19 protein-coding genes are annotated in these 21,087 nt (G+C 71.8%); 9 read left to right on the top strand and 10 right to left on the bottom strand.

Going from position 1 to position 21,087, the window contains the following annotated elements:
* Nucleotides 1–191: 191 nt before the first annotated feature.
* Together AB0I98_RS46880 and AB0I98_RS46875 are read right to left on the bottom strand one after the other, a co-directional pair.
* Complete coding sequence (locus AB0I98_RS46880; RefSeq protein ID WP_362952212.1) at nt 192–707, bottom strand: ATP-binding protein; 516 nt, start codon at nt 705–707, stop codon at nt 192–194.
* Nucleotides 708–890: 183 nt separating this feature from the next.
* Complete coding sequence (locus AB0I98_RS46875) at nt 891–1,214, bottom strand: hypothetical protein (protein ID WP_210578675.1); 324 nt, start codon at nt 1,212–1,214, stop codon at nt 891–893.
* 381 nt (nt 1,215–1,595) lie between these two features.
* On the opposite strand from AB0I98_RS46875, the gene AB0I98_RS46870 reads away from it, so the two are divergent.
* The gene (locus AB0I98_RS46870) at nt 1,596–2,720 is read left to right on the top strand and encodes a PLP-dependent cysteine synthase family protein (protein ID WP_362952211.1); all 1,125 of its coding nucleotides are present in this window, start codon (nt 1,596–1,598) and stop codon (nt 2,718–2,720) included.
* A gap of 103 nt (nt 2,721–2,823) precedes the next feature.
* On the opposite strand, the gene AB0I98_RS46865 is transcribed toward AB0I98_RS46870, so the two are convergent.
* Together AB0I98_RS46865 and AB0I98_RS46860 are read right to left on the bottom strand one after the other, a co-directional pair.
* A complete protein-coding gene (locus AB0I98_RS46865; RefSeq protein WP_362952210.1) occupies nt 2,824–3,297 on the bottom strand; it encodes an SRPBCC family protein in 474 nt (157 codons plus the stop codon).
* A gap of 97 nt (nt 3,298–3,394) precedes the next feature.
* Nucleotides 3,395–4,225: a DeoR/GlpR family DNA-binding transcription regulator gene (locus AB0I98_RS46860; protein ID WP_362952209.1), complete on the bottom strand. Its 831-nt coding sequence runs from the start codon at nt 4,223–4,225 to the stop codon at nt 3,395–3,397.
* A 278-nt stretch (nt 4,226–4,503) separates the two neighbouring features.
* Here AB0I98_RS46860 and AB0I98_RS46855 point away from each other — a divergent pair, with 278 nt between their 5' ends.
* On the top strand, nt 4,504–6,828 hold the full coding sequence (locus AB0I98_RS46855) for a hypothetical protein (RefSeq protein ID WP_362952208.1): 2,325 nt from the start codon (nt 4,504–4,506) through the stop codon (nt 6,826–6,828).
* Here AB0I98_RS46855 and AB0I98_RS46850 read toward each other — a convergent pair.
* From AB0I98_RS46850 to AB0I98_RS46835, 4 genes are all read right to left on the bottom strand, one after another.
* Nucleotides 6,820–9,255 carry a right-handed parallel beta-helix repeat-containing protein gene (locus tag AB0I98_RS46850; protein ID WP_362952207.1) on the bottom strand — a complete coding sequence of 812 codons (2,436 nt, stop codon included), beginning with the start codon at nt 9,253–9,255 and terminating at the stop codon, nt 6,820–6,822. The genes AB0I98_RS46855 and AB0I98_RS46850 overlap by 9 nt on opposite strands.
* A gap of 164 nt (nt 9,256–9,419) precedes the next feature.
* Nucleotides 9,420–10,025, bottom strand: a complete 606-nt coding sequence (locus AB0I98_RS46845; protein WP_362952206.1) for a hypothetical protein — start codon at nt 10,023–10,025, stop codon at nt 9,420–9,422.
* A 177-nt stretch (nt 10,026–10,202) separates the two neighbouring features.
* Entirely contained in the window at nt 10,203–11,036 is an 834-nt protein-coding gene (locus tag AB0I98_RS46840) for an MOSC N-terminal beta barrel domain-containing protein (RefSeq protein WP_362952205.1), read from the bottom strand.
* 42 nt (nt 11,037–11,078) lie between these two features.
* Nucleotides 11,079–11,513: a DUF6643 family protein gene (locus AB0I98_RS46835; RefSeq protein WP_362952204.1), complete on the bottom strand. Its 435-nt coding sequence runs from the start codon at nt 11,511–11,513 to the stop codon at nt 11,079–11,081.
* A gap of 304 nt (nt 11,514–11,817) precedes the next feature.
* On the opposite strand from AB0I98_RS46835, the gene AB0I98_RS46830 reads away from it, so the two are divergent.
* A complete protein-coding gene (locus AB0I98_RS46830; RefSeq protein ID WP_362952203.1) occupies nt 11,818–13,059 on the top strand; it encodes a TerD family protein in 1,242 nt (413 codons plus the stop codon).
* 7 nt (nt 13,060–13,066) lie between these two features.
* Here AB0I98_RS46830 and AB0I98_RS46825 read toward each other — a convergent pair whose 3' ends face one another.
* Nucleotides 13,067–14,242: a glycosyltransferase gene (locus AB0I98_RS46825; RefSeq protein WP_362952202.1), complete on the bottom strand. Its 1,176-nt coding sequence runs from the start codon at nt 14,240–14,242 to the stop codon at nt 13,067–13,069.
* A gap of 57 nt (nt 14,243–14,299) precedes the next feature.
* On the opposite strand from AB0I98_RS46825, the gene AB0I98_RS46820 reads away from it, so the two are divergent.
* Nucleotides 14,300–15,085: an aspartate/glutamate racemase family protein gene (locus AB0I98_RS46820; protein WP_362952201.1), complete on the top strand. Its 786-nt coding sequence runs from the start codon at nt 14,300–14,302 to the stop codon at nt 15,083–15,085.
* Nucleotides 15,086–15,191: 106 nt separating this feature from the next.
* Complete coding sequence (locus tag AB0I98_RS46815) at nt 15,192–15,740, top strand: hypothetical protein (RefSeq protein WP_362952200.1); 549 nt, start codon at nt 15,192–15,194, stop codon at nt 15,738–15,740.
* A gap of 28 nt (nt 15,741–15,768) precedes the next feature.
* Here the strand turns inward: AB0I98_RS46815 and AB0I98_RS46810 are convergent, their stop codons facing one another.
* The gene (locus AB0I98_RS46810; protein ID WP_362952199.1) at nt 15,769–16,836 is read right to left on the bottom strand and encodes an O-antigen ligase family protein; all 1,068 of its coding nucleotides are present in this window, start codon (nt 16,834–16,836) and stop codon (nt 15,769–15,771) included.
* A gap of 240 nt (nt 16,837–17,076) precedes the next feature.
* On the opposite strand from AB0I98_RS46810, the gene lnt reads away from it, so the two are divergent.
* The 4 genes from lnt to AB0I98_RS46790 all read left to right on the top strand — a co-directional run.
* Nucleotides 17,077–18,687, top strand: a complete 1,611-nt coding sequence (lnt, locus tag AB0I98_RS46805; RefSeq protein ID WP_362952198.1) for an apolipoprotein N-acyltransferase — start codon at nt 17,077–17,079, stop codon at nt 18,685–18,687.
* Nucleotides 18,688–18,744: 57 nt separating this feature from the next.
* Nucleotides 18,745–19,224, top strand: a complete 480-nt coding sequence (locus tag AB0I98_RS46800) for an NUDIX domain-containing protein (RefSeq protein WP_362952197.1) — start codon at nt 18,745–18,747, stop codon at nt 19,222–19,224.
* A gap of 54 nt (nt 19,225–19,278) precedes the next feature.
* On the top strand, nt 19,279–20,079 hold the full coding sequence (locus AB0I98_RS46795; protein ID WP_362952196.1) for a 3-hydroxybutyrate dehydrogenase: 801 nt from the start codon (nt 19,279–19,281) through the stop codon (nt 20,077–20,079).
* Nucleotides 20,080–20,155: 76 nt separating this feature from the next.
* Nucleotides 20,156–21,087: GAF domain-containing protein (locus AB0I98_RS46790; RefSeq protein ID WP_362952195.1), on the top strand; the 932-nt coding region annotated here is incomplete at its 3' end.

Here is a 21,087-nt window from a genome sequence, read left to right as displayed (position 1 = left end):
GCGCCGGTGCCGCGCCGGCGACCGCGCGGAGGCGCGAAGCGTCGAGCACGATCGCCGTCTCGACACCGGCATTCAGCGCCCCCGAAGGCGACCGAGCCATCCAACACAGCCGCGCGACGGTCACAGCCGAATCGCCGCCCCTGTAACGGCACAGAGCCAAGGGACAGAGCCCCCTCCAAGGGCCAAGCAGTTCAAACCCCCGCGTCAACCGTCCGCTCAACCTCCGCAAGAACACCCCGACCCGTCTCCCGCACCACCCGCCGCGGCGGACAAGCCGCCCCCGTCCCCGCCCCCACTTCCGCCCGCACCCCCGCCGGCGTCGGCAGCGTGAACCACACGACCTTGCCCGACTCCCCGTCCGGCCTGACGCCCCAGCTCTCGCTGACGGCAGCCACCATCGCCAGCCCCCGCCCACAGGTCGCGAGCGTGTCGGCGTCGCCGACCTCGGGAAGCCGCGGGTCGTGGTCGTGCACCGAGACCATGAGCCGGTCGAGCAGCAGCTCGATCTCCACGGTGCACATCTTGTCGGGCTGCGCATGCTGGTGGACGTTGGTCAGCAACTCGGTCACACCGAGCGCGGCCCGGTCGATCAGGGTGTCCAGATGCCAGTAGCGCAACTGTGCCGATACGATTCTGCGGACCTGTCCGATCCGCGACGGCAGGGCTTGGAGCTCCACCGTGCAGTGTCTGCTTGGGTGACTGATCACGGCTGCGACTCCCCGACGTGAGGTGGGAAGAACACGAACGTACGGATCCAGCAGGATGCGTGCGTGAGACTGCCGCCTGCTGTCATGGCCGGCGGGGCTGGTTCGCAGCGTTATCGCCGGTAAACCCAGAGTGACGTGAGACCAGCGTGACGCAAGGGACGCCGTACCGCAACTCTTCGTAGCTCAGCGATTACGCCCCGCAGCCCTGCGCACCGCTTCGATGAACCGGCGTGCCGCGGGCGGACCCGGCTCGCCCGGCGCGGGGTCGTGGTCGCCGAGGGTCAGCAGGTACCGCTTGCCGTTGAGGTCCGCCAGCGCCCGGTCCTCCGGGGCGAACCAGGGCCGGGACGCGCGCACCGCCTGGACCGGCGCGCTGTCGATCTCGCTGCCGTAACTGGTCAGCAGCTCCAGCCTGCCGCCGCTGATCCGGACCTGTCCGGCCCGGGTGAGCGAGCGCAGCCGCTTCCCGATCCGCACGCCCGTGGCCGTGAACTCCGGCTCCGCCATGCCGTCCCGCCCCCTCGTGCGCGTCGGTGCCGGCCGCGCTCCCGCATGGCCCGTGGCCGGCTCGTTTCGTGATCCAGTGTGCGTCGATCCAGTGTGCGTCCTCGTACGGGGCCCGAGTCCCGTTCCGGACCGCGTCCTGCCTGGGCTCGCCTCCCGTCCGGTGCAGTCTGCCCGCACCCGAGGCGGAGCACCAGTGCGCACGTCACGGTCGGCGTAGGCGCCCGCAGCACTTGCGCGAATGCGCCCCCCATGCCACCCCCAGCGTGGCCTTTGAGGTGTTCAAAGCTGCGTTTATGCAGGTGAGAAGCGTGCGGAACCTGCTTATGATCGGTGCGACGGCCGCGCGAACCGCCGCGGACGACAGCCCTGAGGAGTAGCGCCGTGAAGACCTCCGCACAGACCCCGACCGGCGTGACCCTCGACGTCGACCACAGTGACGCCGCCTACCGCGGCTGGCTGAAAGAGGCCGTCCGCAAGGTCCAGGCCGACGCCAACCGCTCGGCCGACACGCACTTGCTCCGCTTCCCGCTGCCGGAGAAGTGGGGCATCGACCTGTATCTCAAGGACGAGTCCACCCACCCGACCGGCAGTCTCAAGCACAGGCTCGCCCGCTCGCTGTTTCTCTACGGTCTGTGCAACGGCTGGATCCGGCCGGGCCGTCCGGTGATCGAGGCGTCCAGCGGTTCCACGGCCGTCTCCGAGGCGTACTTCGCGGGGCTCATCGGCGTGCCCTTCATCGCCGTCATGCCGCGCACGACCAGCGCCGAGAAGTGCCGCCTCATCGAGTTCCACGGCGGGCAGTGCCACTTCGTGGACGACTCGCGCAAGATGTACGAGGAGTCCGCGCGCCTCGCGGTGGAGACCGGCGGCCACTATATGGATCAGTTCACCTACGCCGAACGGGCCACGGACTGGCGCGGCAACAACAACATCGCCGAATCGATCTTCCGGCAGCTCCAGTTGGAGCGGTTCCCGGAGCCCGCGTGGATCGTCGCCACGGCCGGCACCGGCGGCACCTCCGCGACCCTCGCGCGCTATGTGCACTACATGCAGTACGACACCCGTATCTGTGTCGCCGACCCGGAGAACTCATGTTTCTTCGAGGGCTGGACCACCGGCGATCCGGACGTCACCTGTGACCGGGGCTCCCGTATCGAGGGCATCGGCAGGCCGCGCATCGAACCGAGCTTTGTGCCCGGCGCCATCGACCGGATGATGAAGGTGCCCGACGCGGCGAGCGTGGCGGCCGTCCGCGCCCTGGAGCAGGCCATCGGCCGCAAGGCGGGCGGCTCGACCGGGACCGGGCTGTGGAGCGCGCTGAAGATCGTCGCCGAGATGGTGGCCGAGGGGCGGCGGGGGAGCGTGGTCACGCTGCTCTGCGACCCGGGCGACCGCTATCTCGACAAGTACTACTCGGACGTATGGCTGGCCGGGCAGGGCCTGAACATCGTGCCGTACACGGAGGCGATCGAGTCGCTGCTGGAGACGGGGATCTGGCCGTCCTGAGCCGGCGCCACCCAGCGGGGCGATCCGGCGCCACCCAGCCGGATGATCCGGCGCCGCCTTGCGTCGGCGCGCTTCCGGACGCCGGTTCCGGTGCCGCCTTGCGTCAGCGCACCGCCAGCCGCCGATCCAGCGCGGTGACCGCGTCCCGGAACGCCCGGCCAAGGCCCGTGCGGGCGAGCTTCAGCATCACGCGGAACGGAGCGGGCCCGTCGGCGGCGAACGTCCACTGCACGCGCGTGCCCGTCCCGGCCGACGTCAGCCGCCACTCCTCGACCAGCGCACGTGCACCCGGCGCGTTGGTCTCGTCGACGCGATAGGCGTATATTTCCGGCGCCTTCGCGGCGAGGATCGTCTCCTGGAACCGTGTGCCGCCCCTGAGCCGGATCTCGCGCCCGGCGCCGTCGCCGGTGGGCCGGGCCAGCGTCACCGCCGAGAACCAGTCCACCCAGCCCGGCACATCCTCGGCGAGCGCGGCGAAGACCGCCTCGGGCGGCGCGGAGATCTCCCGCGCGAAGACCAGACGTACCGGCGCGGAGCCGACGAAGTCGAGCCCCACCGGGCGCAGACGGCGAGCCATGGACGACAACCTCCTTCAGCGAGGCGGGCGTTGACCGGGCAGCCTCACCATAGCTGACGTACCGTCAGGTGTCTGCCTCGCCCAGGGTCGACGCCCGTCAGTCCTCCACGCCCTCCTCGGGCTCACCCGCCACCACCAGCCGGCGCAGATGCTCCGCCACCTCGTCGCGCGCCTCCGCGGGCAGTCCGGCGTCCGTGACCAGCGTGTCGACCTGCTCCAGCGCGGCGAACGAACTCAGGCCCACCGTGCCCCACTTGGTGTGGTCCGCGACCACCACGACGCGTCGCGCCGACTGCACGAGCCGCCGGTTGGTCTCGGCCTCCGCGAGGTTCGGCGTCGAGAGGCCGGCCTCCACCGATATCCCGTGCACCCCGAGGAACAGGACGTCGAAGTGGAGCGCCGCGATCGCCTGGTCGGCCACCGGGCCCACGAGCGAGTCCGACGGCGTGCGCACCCCTCCGGTCAGCACGACCGTCGCCGCGCCCTGCCGCGGGCCCGAGGTGCGCTGCGCGGCGTGGAAGACATCGGCCACCCGCACCGAGTTGGTGACCACCGTCAGGTCCGGCACATCGATCAGATGGTGCGCCAGTGCGTACGTCGTCGTCCCGCCCGACAGGGCGATCGCGCTGCCCGGCGCCACCAGCTGTGCCGCGGTCCGCGCGATGTCCTCCTTGGCCGTCAGCTCCAGGCCCGACTTGGCCTCGAAGCCCGGCTCGTGCGTGCTCGCCTCGACCACCGGGACCGCGCCGCCGTGCACCTTCTCCAGCACGCCCTGCCGTGCGAGCGCGTCCAGGTCACGGCGCACGGTCATGTCCGACACGCCGAGCTTGCGGGTCAGCTCGTTCACCCGGACGCCGCCGCGACGCCGCACCTCGTCCAGGATCAGGGCGCGCCGCTGCTCCGCGAGGAGGTTCTGATTCTCACTCACGTACGCTTCGGTTCCTTTCGTCCAAGGGTCGTCCGACACGCCCGACAAGCACATTCTCCCCGGTCCAGTGCGTGGACGACCCATCCTTTCACGGCTCGGCGTCGGCGTGTCACCGGCTGTCCCGTCGCGCGCATGCCACTTGTGTCCCATCCGTTGTCCTTCTGTCACCCGGATCGGGGAGATTCGGTGACAAGAGGTGTGCGGCCCCTGCGGAGCGGAGATCCTTACGCCCGCACGGACAGAAGCCGACGGCGCGTCACGGGGGAAGTGCGAGAACAGTGGAACGTGTCTTGTCCGAGGGGGCGGACGGACCCGCCCAGAAGCCCGGGGAACCTGGCATCGCCCTGGAACTGCTGGTCCACGGCGTCGGTGGTGCCACGCCCGAGAAGATGCTGGACGATCCGCGGACGGTGCGGATCACCGGCGACGACACGGCGGCCGTTTTCCGCCGCGCCGACGACGCCGACGCCGAGACCAGCCCTCGCGACCACCGCGACGAACCGGTGCCCGAGGCCTACGTCTGGTGCAACCTCACCTCCGGCAACAGCGCCCGTGCCCTGTGGCTGCTGTTACTGCCGTTCATGGTGGTCAACCTCGCCCACTGGATGCGGCCCAGGGCCCGGGGCCGCGACCGCACCGTGCGGCTGTACGGGCTGCTGGTGCGGCTCGCCGGACTCACGCTGACGGTGCTGCTCGTCGCGGCCGCGTGCGAGGTCGCCCTCGACCTGACAGCTTGGCAGTGCGCGGGCAGGCCCGCGTGCGCCGAACGGCACTCCTGGCTGGGCTTCCTGTCACCGGAAGCCGGCGGCTGGTGGAGCCTGCCGGGCCGCCGGCTCGCGCTTGCCGCCCTGGTGCCCGCCGCGCTCACCGGCCTGCTGTGGTACCTCTCCCGCCGTACCTGGAGCGCGTACGAGTCCCAGCAGCCGATGGCCCGCCCCGTCGAGCACGACGAGGACACCAGCCGCACCGCCCTGGGCCGGCCCGGCTTCTGGTACGGGCGGCGCCTGGTGGCCCGGCTGCGGGCCGCGCACACCGCGGCGGGCCTGCTGACGGTCGCCGCCGCGGTCGGCACGTCGTCGGCCCGCTTCGACCGCGGGCCCGGCGGCCCCGCACTGCTCGACACCCTGGGATGGCTCCTGCTCGGGGCGCTCGGCGCGGGCGTCATCGCCGTCCTGTGGGTGATCTGCCGCCGGGGCCGCAGCGAGAACCGCCTCGACCAGGAGCTCGACGAGCACCTCGTACGACGGCTGCCGCTCGCCTCGCTCGTCCTGCTCGTGCTCGCCATGGTGTACGCCGGGTGGGAACGCCAGGGCTGGGAGTCGGACGGCCGGCTGCCGGGCGACGCGACCTTCGGCGGCATCGCCCTGCTCCAGGGCCTGCTCGTCATCGTCCTGGCCGTGGTCGCCCACCTCCTGTACCGCACCCACCCGGACCCCCGCGCCGCGATGCGCGGCTTCGGTGGACCCGCCGTCGCGACGCTGGCCTGCGCACTGGGCGGGGTGATGTCCGGCGGCCTCGCGCAGCGGGTGGCCGACTGGCTGGACGGCACGCGCGCGTCCATCCCCGGTCCGCCGGTCCTGCTGACCTGGCAGTCGTCCGTGATCCCGCCGCTGCTCGTCGTCCTGCTGGTGTTCTGCGGCGCGCTGGCGTGGCGGACCTGGCGGCTGTGCCGCGCCGAACTGGGTGCCGTGCGCCCCGACCAGCCGGGCGACCCGCAGGACCCCACCCGCACCCGCCGTATCGCGAACACCCGCGCCATGGCCACACTCACCGACCGCGCCCCGCTCCTCGTGGCCGTCATCTCCACCACGACGCTGCTCCTGGGCGCCGGGGCACTCGTGGGCGCCATGGTGTCCGACAAGGTGCCGAGCGAGGCCACCGGGTCGACGCACCCCTTCCTCCACGGCGCCGCCGAAACGGCCCAGGCACTGGGCTCCTGGCTGATCAGCCTCGGCTTCATACTGTTCGTCACCTGGGGCCGACGCGCCTACAAGGACGCCTCCGCCCGGCGCACCATCGGCATCCTGTGGGACGTCGGCACCTTCTGGCCGCGCGCCGCCCATCCCTTCGCCCCGCCCTGCTACGCCGAGCGGGCCGTGCCCGACCTGACCTGGCGCATGGCGACCTGGACCCGTGCCACCAGCGGACGCCTGGTCATCTCCGGCCACTCCCAGGGCAGCGTGCTCGCCGCCGCCGCGGCCTGGCAGCTCACCCCGTCCGCACGCAAGCGGGTCGCCCTGCTGACGTACGGCTCTCCGCTCGAGCGCCTCTACGGCCGCTGGTTCCCGGCCCACTTCGGCCCGGCCGCCCTCAGCTCCCTGCACCACGACGTCGACTGCTGGCGCAACCTCTACCGCCTCACCGATCCCATTGGCGGCCCGGTGCGCCTCGCCGGCGACTGCGGCCCCGAGGTGGACCGCGACGCCCTGGAGGACCCCCTCGCCTACGGCCGCACGGACACGCATCCGCTGCCCGCCCCCATCCTCGGCCACTCCGACTACCAGGCCGACCCGGCGTTCGCGGAGGAACGCGAGCGGCTGCTGGCCCGGCTGCGGCCGGAGCTGCCCGGACCGCGCCGGGAGGGGGAGGCGGGGTCAGGGTGAGTCGGGCAGATCCTCGGCGTAGAGCAGCGTCAGATCGTCCGTGCTCGGCTCCTCGAACTGCGCGACCCGGCTCGCGTGCCGCTCCACCATCGCCTCGAAGGTCTGGCGGGCGGTACGGCCGTTGCCGAACGCGGGGCCCTTGGGGATCGCCGTGAAGTACTTCAGCAGGGCCTCCGAGGCGCCGGGTGCCAGCCGGTACTCGTGCTCCTCGGCCTGCTGCTCCACGATGCGCAGGAGTTCTTCCGGGTTGTAGTCGCTGAACGTGATGGTCCGCGAGAAGCGGGAGGCGACGCCCGGGTTGACGGACAGGAAGCGCTCCATCTCTGCCGTGTAGCCCGCGACGATCACCACGACCGCGTCCCGGTGGTCCTCCATCAGCTTCACCAGCGTGTCGATGGCCTCCTTGCCGAAGTCCCGGCCCGAGTCCTCCGGCGACAGCGCGTACGCCTCGTCGATGAACAGCACACCGCCGCGCGCCTTGTCGAAGGCCTCCTGGGTGCGGATCGCCGTGGAGCCGATGTGCTCGCCGACCAGGTCGACGCGGGACACCTCGACGAGATGGCCCTTCTCCAGGACGCCGAGCGAGGCCAGGATCTCGCCGTACAGACGGGCCACCGTCGTCTTGCCGGTGCCGGGGGAGCCGGTGAAGACCAAGTGGCGCTTGACGGATGCCGCCTTGAGGCCCGCCTGCTGGCGGCGCCGGCCCACCTCGATCATGTCGGTGAGCGCCCGCACCTCGCGCTTGACGCTGTCCAGGCCGACCAGCGCGTCGAGTTCACCGAGGACGGCCTTCGAGGTCCGCGTCGGCTTCTCGGGCTGGGTGGCGGCGAGCAGCGGCTCCTGCTCGGTGGAGCGCTGCCCCGGGATCGCGCCCAGCAGGCCCGGCGACTGACTGACCGTCTGCACCACCGTCTCGCGCGCCGCGGGCGGCTTGAAGCCCCCGCTCTCGTCGCTGCTGCAGTCCTCCACGACCGGACCGGTACCAGCCGCATCCGGGCCGCCGTCGGCGAACTCGTACCCGCCGCGCGCACACCGCTCCGTACGGCACTTCTTCAGCGTCGTACGGCAGCCGTCGATCACATGGAAGCCGTAGCCGCCGCTGCCCGTCACCCGGCAGTTCAGGAAGCTGCCACGGCCGCCCGCCGACACATAGAAACCGGCTTCCGCGGGGGAGTCGACCGTGCACCGCTCGATGGTGGGGTCGGCGCCCTTGGTGACGATCACGCCGGTCTGCATGCCGTCCAGCGTGCAGCCGTTGAGGGTGCCGCCGCTGCCGTGGTCGCGGAACCAGGCGCCCGTGGCCGCGTCCCGGATACGGCAGTCGTCGAGCTGCGCGGTGGCGCCGTCACTTACCGACACGGCCGTGTTGCGCACCTGGGAGATGTCACTGTCCACGACGTCCGCGCGGGAACCGCGGTCCAGGACGAACAGCGCGTCCGGTACGTCGTGCACCCGGCAGGAGTCGAGGACCGCGGTGGCGCCGTCGCTGACCCAGACCGCGGGATAGTCGCCGGTGCTGTCGAAGATCTCGCACTGGTTGGCGTCCACGCGGGTGCCCGGATCCCACACCGACAGGCCGTTGCGGCCGAACTGACGCACCGTCGTGCGGGTCAGCGTCAGCACGGAGCGCGAGCGCAGGTCGACCGCGTTCTCCGGGATGTCATGGATGCGGCAGTCGGCCAGGGTGAGCACGGCGTCGGTGTCGAGGGTGACCCCGTCGGCGGTGGTGCGGTGCACATCGCAGTCGGTGAGATGTGCCGTGGCCCGGCCGGTGATCTGCACGCCGCTGCCCCGGACCTCGTACACCTCGCAGCCCACGGCCTCCAGCGCCGAGTTCTCCCCGGTCGCCGTCAGGCCCGCGCCCGACGTGTGGTGGACGCGGCAGCGCTCCAGGCGCGGATGGGCACCCCCGCGCACCGCGACCCCGGACTGGCCGGCCGAGACGACCTCGCACTCCTCGAACACCCCGCCCCCGCCGTCGAGTACGGCGATGCCGATGCCGGCCGGGTTGTCGACGGTGCAGCGCCGGACCGTCGGCCGGGCGCCGCCGCGTACCTCGATGCCGGCCGCGGACCGTGTGACGATCCGCACGTCCGACAGCTCGGGTGCGCCCTCCTCGACGAGCAGTGCGGGCGCGGCCGCGTCCTGGCCCTCCACATGCAGGTCCTGTACGACTGCGGAGGCACGCACGGTCAACGGCACACCGTCCACGGGCGCGATGCGGACGGAGCCGGGCGAGCCCTCAGGGCCACGCAAGGTCACCGCCCGCTGCACCACGAGGTTCTCCCGGTAGGTGCCTGGAGCGACGGTGAGGACATCGCCGTCGGCCGCGGCCTCCAGGGCGGCGGCGAGCGATGCGTACTCACCCGTGCGGCGGCGCCACCGCGATGTGCCGGTGTGCGTCACCTGGACCGTGCCCTGTGCCATGGCGTTGCTGTGCCCCCACCTCGGTCGTACTGATGGCTCGTTCGCCTTCGGGGCGCTTCAGCCGCCCCTGCGGCTCGCTCGCGCGCGGGTTGATGTTGAAGAGAGTTCGGCCGGTCCACCGTAGCGTGCGCGCAGGCAGTGGGTTGACCAGAGCCGGAAGGCCGTCAACTGCCGGTGCCGGTCCGGCCCCAGTCGGGGCCCGCCCGGTCCCAGGCCTGGTCCCAACGGGCGTACCGGCGGCGGACCATGCGCCAGACGATCAGCCGCCTGGAGCCGTCGACCAGCCCGGCGGTGAGCAGGGTGGCGCCGAATCCGGCGAGGACCGCGTGCGTCGTCGCCGTGGCGGAGTCCAGGGGGCGGGCCATGATGCGGCCGTGGGCGTCCGTCCAGAGCATGAAGCGGTCGCCGGCTTGCGGGTCTTCGAGATGGGCCGTGACCGGCCCGTGCTGCGCGGTGCCGTCCGGGGCGGTCCAGTCGGCGAGGACGCGACTGCGGGTGTCGCGCGCGGGCGAGGTCTCGGGGTCGGCGTCCAGCGTGGAGCCGTTCAGCTTGCGCATCACGGTCGCCGTCACCGGATGACGCGACTCGCGCTGGTCGCGGACGGACTGCTGGAGCGCGTCCTGAGCGACACCGCCGATCACGCATCCCGCCACGGGCGCGGCGACCAGGATGAGCAGCAGGGCCACCAGGGCGGCCCAGGCTTCGGCCAGATCGGTCGTGCGGCGCAGCGGGTTGTGCCGCCAGCGCCAGAGTCCGCTGATGGTTCGCACGGTCCCGCACCCCCTTCCCGCTCCGTGATAACCCCCGGCGGAGCCGTTCACGCGGGGGCCCGGTCAAAGAGAGAGCGAAATCACCCCCGATCGGGCCTCTCATGAACTTCTCACGAAATCCCACCATCCCAACGTGCCGCCCCCCGAGCCGAGTTCCCGCCCGCCGGGGGCAGCGGATCAGTCTCGGTCCAGGATCCTGACCGGGTCGCCGACCCGGATCGTGCCGCGGGACTGGGGCACCAGGTTCTGACCGAAAACCAGCTTGCCGCCGAGGTGGCGGTGCCGGCCGAGGGTGTGGAGGGGCTCGCTGCCGCGTCCGGCGGTGTCCTGGTCGGTGGTGGTCACGACGCAGCGCCCGCACTTCTTGGCGACCCGGAAGACGACCTCGCCGATGGCCAGGCGAGACCAGTCGTCCTCGGCCCAGGCGGGGGTGCCCGACACCACCACGTTCGGCCGGAAGCGGTTCATGGGCAGGGGGCCCTCCTGAGGGTGATCGCCCTGGGCGATCAGGGAGTTGAGGGCGTCGAGCGAGGCGGCCGAGGTGAGCAGCAGCGGATAGCCGTCGGCGAAGGTGACGGTCTCGCCCGGCAGTGCGTACTCGGGGTCGACGGGCCGACGCGTGGCCGGGGCGTCCATGTGCACGAGGCGCACCTCGGCGCCGAGATAGTCACTGCACCAGGCGTGCGCCGCCGCGTCGGCGGCCGGGAACGCGTCGACCTTGTCACGGAAGATCTCCATCGTCACCGCGCCGATGGGCTCGGGGACGGAAACCGTCAACGGATCCATTCCGGGTGCGGACAGCCGAACGCCGCCGCCGGGCACCAGCTCGGCGGCGGCCATCGACAGGCGTGGCTGCCGGCGTTGCGTGACGACCTTTCCCCCGTCGTCGATCAGCGCCCAGCGTCGGTCTCCGGCCAGGCCCCAGGGCTCCACGACAGCCTCCCGGGGTGACTGGCCCCGGACCGACTTGACCGGATGAACATGAATCGACTGCAGCTGCGCGTGCCCCATGGAGCCATCGTGCCAGCCGGCACCGACAGCTCCGGTGGAGGATCAGTAGCCGCGGTACTGCTGGTTGTTGTACGGGTCCTGGTACGGAGCCGGGGTGGGCCGGGGAGCCGCGGGGCGCATCGCCTCGTAGCCCGTGCCGGGCGCCATCGGGCGCGGCTGCTGCTGTTGTTGCGGACCGGGATAGCCGCGGGGCACGCCGGCCTGCTGCGGGATGTAGGCCGCGGGTGCCTGCTGCAGGGGAGCGGGCTGCTGCGCCTGCGGGTAGCCGTAGGAGGGCTGGGACGGTGCGGCCGGGAGAGCCGGCAGCGCCGACGGCAGCGCGGGCAGGTGGCTGCCCGGCATGTCGTACGCCGCGGGGACCCGGATCGGCGCGATCTGCGGGGTACCCCGCTCGGCGACGAGCTTGTCGTAGATCGGAGTGTCCGGGAAGGAGGCGGAGTAGTAGCCGCCGCCATAAGTGGAGCGGGGGGAGGTCATGGCACATAAGTTAAGCCCACGATGTGCTGGTTGGGGAGACCGATAAGAGGGTTGTTTTCCGTGTCCGCCGTGACGCGGGATCCCCAATGCGAATGAACTTGGCAAAAAGGGGCGGTGGTGGGGGCTCGGATCCCGTAAAGGCCGAGTTCCGCGCAGGTTACCGGCGGTTGGACAGCGATCTTCCTGGGCTCCTCATGGGAGTTCGCCGTGCTGGAGAATAGGTTGGTCGAGTGGGACAGAACCCAATGGGCTGCCGGGGCATGACGACCTGGCACGGTGACTCGTGATGGGGGCGGACATGTCAATGCCTAAAGGATCGAATGCTCCGGTGCCGACGGCAGCACTGCGGGTCGAATTGGGCCGGCGTTCCGGCCCGGGAGTGCCCGACGCGGACGCGTCGGCACTGCTGCTGGTCGGCGGAAAGGTCCGGTCCGACGCCGACTTCGTCTTCTACAACCAGCCGGCGCACTCCTCGGGCGCGGTGCGCCACGAGGGCAAGCGGGACGCCGACGGCGTGGTGGTCGACAGTCTCGTGGTCGACCTCGCGCGCGTGGAGCCCGCGATCGAGACGGTGGTCCTGGCCGCATCCGTGGACGGCGGTACGTTCGGACAGGTGCCGGACCTCTACATCGAGGTCCGCGATGCCGCCCAGAACACCGTGGTCGCCCGCTTCGACAGCACGGGCGCGACGGTAGAAACCGCTTACGTGCTCGGTGAGTTCTACCGCCGCCAGGGCGCCTGGAAGTTCCGCGCCGTCGGCCAGGGGTACGGCAGCGGGCTCGAGGGCCTCGCCACGGACTTCGGCATCACGGTCGACGAGCCGCAGCAGGCCGCCCCCACTCCGCCGGCGCCCGTCGCGGCCCCGGTGACGCCGCCACCCCCTTCTGCGGCGCCCTCCGCGGCACCGGTCAGCCTCAGCAAGGTGACGCTGACCAAGGCGTCGCCCTCGGTGTCGCTGACCAAGCAGGGCGGCACCTCGGGCGCGATGCGCGTGAACCTCAACTGGGAGGTGCGCAAGCAGTTCTCCGGCTGGGCCAGCAAGCTGGGCCGTGCCGTCGCCATGCACTCCGACCTCGACCTCGACCTGTGCGCGCTGTACGAACTCACCGATGGCAGCAAGGGAGTCGTCCAGGCCTTGGGAAACGCCTTCGGCGCGCTGCACCAGCCCCCGTTCATCCACCTCGACGCCGACGACCGCACCGGCGCCATGGCGAGCGGCGAGAACCTCACCGTCAACCTCGACCACAAACAGGCCTTTCGGCGCATCCTCATCTTCGTGACCGTCTACGAGGGCGCGCGCTCCTTCGCCGACCTGCACGCCACGGTCACCCTCACTCCGCAGCACGGCGCCCCGATCGACTTCTCGCTCGACGAGTGCACCGTCCCCTCGACGGTGTGCGCGCTCGTCCTCATCACGAACACCGGCAGCGACCTGGTCGTCCAGCGCGAGGCCCGCTACCTGGTGCCGGAGCGCGGGGTCAGTCCGCAGCGGACCGTCGACTACGCCTACGGATGGGGCATGAACTGGACGCCCGGAAGGAAGTGACCGGGCTTCAGCCCTCGTCGGGGACGGCGCCCGGACGCGCGTAGGTGCGCCCCTTCCAGGCCGCGCCGCGCCCCCGGTAGTGCTGGATGGCGGAATCGACCGTCATGAGCAGATACAGGAACGCGGTGAACGGCAGCAGCGGAGCGAGCCACAGGGGCTGCCGGTAGTAGCGGAGCATCGGGACATACGTCCCCGTCATCAGCAGCCACGCGAGGGCACCGGCGACCGCGGCGCCCGAATCGCCCGCGGCCAGGCCCCCGATCAGGACTGCGGGCGGCACCAGATAGACCAGCGCGAGCCCCGCGACCGTACCGGCGAGCAGCAGCGGATTGTGCCTCAACTGCGCGTACGCGCTACGCGAGACCATCCGCCACAGGTCGTGCAGCCGTGGATACGGGCGCACGCTGTCCACCCGCTCCGCCAGCCCCAGCCAGATGTGGCCTCCGCCGTCCTTGACGGCACGCGCGAGTGCCACATCGTCGATGACGGCGTGCCGGATGGCGTCCGGGATCCGCGCCCGCTCGGCCACCTCGGCCCGCAGCAGCACGCAGCCGCCCGCCGCGGCCGCCGTCCGCCACCCCTTCTTGCCGATCCGGCGGAAGGGATACAACTGGGCGAAGAAGTACACGAAGGCGGGCACGACGAGCCGCTCCCACACACTCGCCACCCGCAGCCGGGCCATCTGCGAGACCACGTCGAAACCTCCGGCGTGCGCCGCGGCGACCAACTCCCGCAGGCTGTCCGGGGCATGGGCGATATCGGCGTCCGTCAGCAGCAGATACTCGGGGGCACGCGCGCGTGCCAGGCCGATGCCGTGGCGTACCGCCCACAGCTTGCCGGTCCAGCCCGGGGGCGGCTCACCCGGCGAGGAAACGGTCAGCGGCAGCCCGCCGTGCCGCCGGGACAGCGACTGGGCCAACTCCCCGGTGCCGTCCGTGCTGCCGTCGTCGATCAGGAACACCTCCGCCCGCCCCGGATAGTCCTGGGCGAGCAGCGACGGCAGACTCCCGGGCAGTACGGCGGCCTCGTCCCGGGCCGGGACGACGACACAGACAGCGGGCCAGGTGCCCGGTTCCCGACGCGACGGCAGGCGTACGTCCGTACGCCAGAAGAAGCCCTGGCCCAGCAGCAGCCACAGCCAGGCGACCAGTGATGCGGCGGCGGTCCACGCGATGGCACTCACCCGCGCAGTCTGCCCCACCGCTCCGGTGCCATACGGCCCATCGTCTATCGTGGCCGGGTGAAGATCGCGCTCATGGACTCCGGAATCGGTCTGCTGGCGGCCACCGCCGCGGTACGGCGCCTGCGACCCGACGCAGATCTCGTCCTCTCCCTCGACCCCGACGGCATGCCCTGGGGACCCAGGACCACCGAGGACCTCACGGAGCGCGCCGTCGCCGTCGCCGAGGCGGCCGCCGCCCACCGGCCCGACGCCCTGATCGTCGGCTGCAACACCGCGACCGTCCACGCGCTGACCACCCTGCGCGCGCTTCTCGAGCCGGGCATTCCGGTCATCGGCACCGTCCCGGCGATCAAGCCGGCCGCGGCCGGTGGCGGCCCCTTCGCGATCTGGGCGACGCCGGCCACCACCGGCAGCCCCTACCAGCGTGGTCTGATCCGGGACTTCGCCGACGGTGTGACGGTCACCGAGGTGCCCTGCCCCGGCCTGGCCGAGGCCGTGGAACACGCGGACGAGGCCGCCATCACCGCCGCCGTCGCCGCGGCCGCCGCGCTGACCCCCGACGATGTAACGACCGTCGTCCTGGGCTGCACCCATTACGAACTGGTCGCCGAACGCATCCGCGCCGCCGTGCAGCGCCCCGGCCGCCCGCCGCTCGTCCTGCACGGTTCCGCCGGAGCGGTCGCCGCCCAGGCGCTGCGCCGGATCGGTGAGCTGCCCGCCCCGGAGGCCGCCGCGGACGGCACCCTGACGGTGCTGCTGAGCGGACGCGAGGGCACGCTGCCCACGCCCGCCCTGGCCTACGAGGAGGGCCGGCAGCTCCAGGAGATCAGCCCCGCCCGGTGACCGACCGGCACAAAACGGACGCCGGTACCCCAGGAGACGTCCGCCTGGCGCAGTCACCCTGTGCAACGCGGTACCCGCGGAGCGAAACCTGAGTAACCTCGTAGCCATGAGGGACCACCCCCGTGATGCGCACACCCCGCACCACCCCGACGTCTGGACCGGACGTGCCACGAACCGGATTCAGTGGCTGCTGGCGCTCGTCGGAGCGGGCTGCATGGCGCTCGGTATCGAGCTCGCCGTCGACTCGGCATGGACATCCGGTATCGCTCCGCTCGTCATGGCTGTCGTTGGCTGCATCGCCGCGGGACTGCTGGTTCTCTTCGGCACCCTGGCGTTCGTCCACGTCGACCTGAAGCTCGACAAGGAGTGCGTCGAGGTCCGCTGCGGGCACATGGGCGTGCCCCGTCGCCGCATCCCACTGACCCATGTCGCGGGCGCCGACTTCGACCCGCAGATCACCCCGCGGCACTGGGGCGGCTGGGGCTACCGCTGGCGGCCCGAGAAGGGCACCGCGGTCGTCGTACGGCGCGGCGAGGGCGTGGTGCTGCGGCTGTGGGACGGTCATACGTTCACCATCACGGTGGACGACGCGGAGGCCGCCGTACGAGCCATTCGCGCCCGGCTGCGGCCGAACGCGCCCGGACCGGTGCACTGACCTCACGCGCGCCCACCGTTCTTCGGCTTCACGGCGTCAGGCGGTCACCGCGCGGGCGGGTGTCCCAGGTCCGCTGAGATGGCTCGTCGGTGAGCGGGCGTGCCGTGGCCAGGCCGGCCAGCAGCCCGGCGCCCACGGACACGGCGGTGAAACTCAACGCGTTGCCGACCGCGGCGATCGCCGCCAGGGCGGTGAGTGCGGCGCCCGCAGTGAGCGCGACCGGTGTGGAGCGGGGAGTGCGCCACAGGGCGTACAGCACCCAGCAGAAGACCGCCGCCAGCAGGATCACGCCGACGACACCCTGTTCGGCCGCCTGCTGCAGCGGGGCGGAGTGCGGTTTGCCGTCGGACAGCAGTGTCTGGGTGGCCGTCGTGCTGAGCTCACCGAAACGCCCCGGGCCGACGCCCACAGCGGCGTCCTCGCGGACCATGTGCAGGGCGTCGTGCCACAGCTCGATCCGGTGCCGGGTCAGCTGACCCTCCACATATGAGGCGAACCCGTCCGGCACCGCGTTCCCGGCCACCGCCCATGGCAGCCCCGTCACCAGCCCCGTCACCAGGGCCAGCCCTGCGATGCCCCAGCCGCGGCGGTGCATCCGGCCCGCGGCGAGCGAACACAGCAGCACCGCCACGCAGAGGACGAAACCGGTGGTCGAGCCGAGGGCGGCCGCGGTCACCGCGATCCCGGCGGCCAGCCCGCGCAGGGCGAGCCGCAGCGGCGGAGCCGACGCGGCCCACGCCGCACAGCACGCGGAGCCGGCGGACAGGATCAGTACCGCGGCGGTGGCGCCGGCATGGCCGAGCGGCGCGACGATCTCGGGCCCGGGCGCCAGATGCGGAACGGCCACCGTCAGGACCAGTCCGGCCAGCGCCGCGGCACAGGGGGCGGCGACCGGCAGGAGCGCCCCGCAGATCCGCCCCGCGGCATAGCCGGCCGCCACCGCCAGGATGGCGAGCAGCACACCCTCGGGACGGCCGCCATGCACCGTCGCCGTGATCAGCGACCAGACAGCGCAGGCCCCGAGCACCGCGACACCCGCCGCGTCCGAAACGTTTCGTCTGTCGCCGACCTCCTCCGGACCGGCCGCAGACGTCATCCCCGCAGAACCCACCCCGCCCCCCGAACCCGGTCCCCCGACCTGTGACGTACCCCGGCCGTCCCGACCTGAGCGGTCGCACGACAGAGGCTCCGGCACACCGTAACGGCTGATGAACGTTTTGTGGATGAGTTGCGCCGAGTTGTGTGGGAACGATGCGGCGCCCGAGCTGGGAGAACGCCCGTACCGTCCCGTGGACCGCGCTGTCGGCGGCAAGGTCACCCGCCGTACACTCCCGGAGTGACCGTCACCGCAACCTCCGTGGACGAGTCGGACCAGCTGCAGCCGCAGCACGCGCCCGCCTCACGCCGAGCCCGCCTCGCGCGCCTCGTTCCGGCCGCCGTCGCGGCGCTCTCCGGAGTGCTGCTGTACGTCAGTTTCCCGCCACGCACCCTATGGTGGCTCGCCCTGCCGGCCTTCGCGGTCTTCGGCTGGGTGCTGCGCGGCCGCAGCTGGAAGGCGGGCCTGGGCCTCGGCTACCTGTTCGGCCTCGGCTTCCTGCTGCCACTGCTCGTGTGGACCGGCGTGGAGGTCGGCCCCGGGCCCTGGCTCGCGCTGGTCGCCATCGAAGCGCTCTTCGTGGCGCTGGCCGGCGCGGGCATCGCCGCGGTGTCCAAGCTGCCCGCCTGGCCGGTGTGGGCGGCCGCCGTGTGGATCGCCTCGGAGGCGGCACGCGCGCGTGCGCCGTTCGAGGGCTTCCCCTGGGGCAAGATCGCGTTCGGCCAGGCCGACGGCGTCTTCCTGCCGCTCGCCGCGGTCGGCGGCACCCCGGTGCTCGGCTTCGCGGTCGTACTGAGCGGCTTCGGTCTGTACGAGGTCGTACGCCTGTCCCTGGAAAGTCGACGTACCCGTTCCGTCCGGCGTGGCGCCGCGGCCTTCGCGGTGCTGAGCCTCGCCGTCCCGGTGCTCGGGGCCCTGGCCGCCCGGCCGCTGGTCAGCGACACGGCCGAGGACGGCACCGCGACCGTCGCCGTCATCCAGGGCAACGTGCCACGGGCCGGGCTGGAGTTCAACGCCCAGCGGCGGGCCGTGCTCGACTACCACGCGCGCGAGACGGAGCGGCTGGCCGCCGAGGTCAGGGCGGGCAAGATCGCCCAGCCCGACTTCGTGCTGTGGCCCGAGAACTCCTCGGACATCGACCCGTTCGCCAACACCGACGCCCGAGCCGTCATCGACCGGGCGGCCAAGGCGATCGGCGTGCCCATCTCGGTCGGCGGCGTCGTCGAACGGGACGGCAAGCTCCTCAACGAGCAGATCCTGTGGGACCCGGTCAAGGGACCCATCGACACCTACGACAAGCGGCAGATCCAGCCGTTCGGCGAGTACCTGCCGCTGCGCTCGCTCATCGGGGCCATCAACAGCGACTGGACGAGCATGGTCCGCCAGGACTTCAGCCGGGGCAGCGAGCCCGGCGTGTTCACCATGGACGGCGCCAAGGTCGGCCTGGTCACCTGTTACGAGGCCGCCTTCGACTGGGCCGTACGCTCCGAGGTCACCGACGGCGCGCAGATGATCTCCGTACCGAGCAACAACGCGACCTTCGACCGCAGCGAGATGACCTACCAGCAACTCGCCATGTCCCGCGTCCGGGCCGTCGAGCACAGCCGGACCGTCACCGTGCCGGTGACCAGCGGGGTGAGCGCGATCATCATGCCGGACGGGAAGATCACTCAGAGGACGGGCATGTTCGTCGCCGACTCGCTGGTCCAGAAGGTGCCGCTGCGCTCCTCCGAGACGCCCGCCACGAAGCTGGGCATCCTCCCGGAGATCGCCCTGGTCCTGCTCGCCGCGGGCGGGCTCGGCTGGGCCATCGGGACCGGTGTGCGCGGGCGACGCGCTCGTGACGTGTAGTCGTACGCCGTCGTAACGCCCCCGGGGCGAGCGACCGGGCCCGTTAGGGTCGGTCGCATGGCTACTCCTGACTTCATCAGCGCGATCCGCGCCTCGGCCGGCCAACAACTGCTGTGGCTCCCCGGAGTCACCGCCATCGTCTTCGACGACGAGGGCAGAGTGCTGCTGGGCCGTCGTACCGACACCGGCACGTGGTCGGTGATCGGCGGCATCCCGGATCCGGGGGAGCAGCCCGCTGCCTGCGCGGTGCGGGAGGTCTATGAGGAGACCGCCGTGCGGTGCGTCGCCGAGCGGGTCGTTCTCGTTCAGGCATTGGATCCCGTCACCTATGGCAACGGCGACATCTGCCAGTACATGGACATCACCTTCCGCTGCCGGGCCGTCGGCGGTGAGGCGCGGGTCAACGACGACGAGTCGCTGGAGGTGGGCTGGTTCGACGTGGACGCCCTGCCCCAGCTGAACGAGTTCGGACTGCTGCGGATCAAGCAGGCGCTGTCGGACGCACCCACATGGTTCGACCCTATGAGCTCCAGCTGAAGTATGGGTGCTGAGCACATGTGGCGAGGTGTCGGTGCTGCCTAGGGTCGTGGCATGACGGCTAGCAGCGCCCTAACGGGACCCCACGCTCCCTCGCTCGACCTCGGCGGCCGTACCGCCCTCGTCACCGGTGCCGCCGGCGGCATCGGCCGCGCCTGCGCGCTGCGGCTGGCGCAAGCCGGGGCCAAGGTGAGAGCGGTCGACCGGGACGCCGAGGGCCTTGAGGCGCTCGCCGAAGGAGCCCGGGACCTGGCGGGCACGGTCGAGCCGCATGTCCTCGACCTCACCGACCTGGACGCCGCCGAACTCGCCGCGGCGGGCACGGACGTCCTCGTCAACAACGCCGGGCTGCAACTGGTCCGACCCATCGAGGAGTTCCCGCCGGACGTCTTCCACACGGTACTCACCGTGATGCTGGAGGCACCGTTCCGGCTCATCCGCGGCGCCCTGCCTCATATGTATGGACAGGGCTGGGGCCGCATCGTGAATGTGTCCTCCGTCCATGGGCTGCGCGCCTCGGCTTTCAAGTCGGCCTATGTGGCCGCCAAACATGGACTGGAAGGCCTGTCCAAGACCGCGGCCCTCGAAGGGGCGGCACATGGAGTCACCTCTAACTGTGTCTGCCCCGCATATGTGCGCACCCCACTGGTCGAGCAGCAGCTCGCCGATCAGTCCCGGGCGCACGGCATTCCCGAGGAACGCGTCCTGTCCGAGGTGCTGCTGCAGGACAGCGCAGTGAAACGGCTGATCGAACCGGAGGAGGTCGCCGAGGCCGTGGCGTATCTGTGCGGCCCGCAGGCCTCCTTTGTCACGGGCACCTCCCTCGTCCTCGACGGCGGCTGGACCGCCCACTGAGCGGGCCGGTGCCGCGGGCCCGCCCGGTTGTCCACAGGCCTGACGGGGCGACGGTGCGATGAGGAATCCTGTGACCATGTCCCGCGATCACGTGCAGTCCGCCGAACGCTCCGCCACCGGTGCCGGAGCGACCGTCGGCAGCGCCGAGGCACCCTTCCTCGAGCTGCTGGCCCGCGGTGCCTCGGCCGAGGCCTACGAGCAGCCGATGCTCCTCGCCCGCGCCGAGGGCCGCCCCGCCGAGTGGATCGCCGCGCTCGAGCGGGCCAAGGAGACCGCGCTGCGGGTACGCGCGGAGCTGGAGGGACGGCGCCGACGCGAGGCGGAGCTGTCCGCGCTGTTCGAGACGGCCCACGACCTGGCGGGCCTGCGCGACCTGGACGCCGTCCTCCAGGCGATCGTGCAGCGCGCCCGCTCCCTGCTCGGCACGGACGTCGCCTATCTGAGCCTGAACGACCCGGCGCGGAACGACACCTATATGCGGGTGACGGAGGGCTCGGTCGCCGCCCGTTTCCAGCAGCTGCGGCTCGGGATGGGGGAGGGGCTCGGCGGCCTCGTCGCCCAGACGGCCCGGCCGTACGTCACCGACGACTACTTCAAGGACGACCGCTTCCAGCACACCCTCACCATCGACGCGGCCGTGCGTGACGAGGGCCTGGTCGCCATCCTCGGCGTGCCGCTCATGCTGGGGCACCATGTGATCGGTGTCCTGTTCGCGGCCGACCGGCGTGCCCGGGTCTTCGAGCGGGAGCAGATCGCGCTGCTCGGCTCCTTCGCCGCGCTCGCCGCGGCCGCCATCGACGCCGCCAACCTGCTCGCCGAGACCCGCTCGGCCCTGGCTGGCCTGGAGAAGGCCAACGAGATCATCCAGGACCGCAGCGGCGTCATCGAGCGTGCCTCCGACGTCCACGACCGACTCGCCGAACTCGTACTGCGCGGCGGCGGGGTCCACGACGTGGCCGCCGCCGTCTCCGAAGTCCTCGACGGCACCGTCCAGTTCACCGAGGCGTC

The organism is Streptomyces sp. NPDC050211 (assembly GCF_040656035.1).
GTDB lineage: Bacteria > Actinomycetota > Actinomycetes > Streptomycetales > Streptomycetaceae > Streptomyces.
The sequence above is the reverse complement of the archived record's forward strand: the minus strand, read 5'-3'. Positions and strand labels throughout refer to the sequence as shown.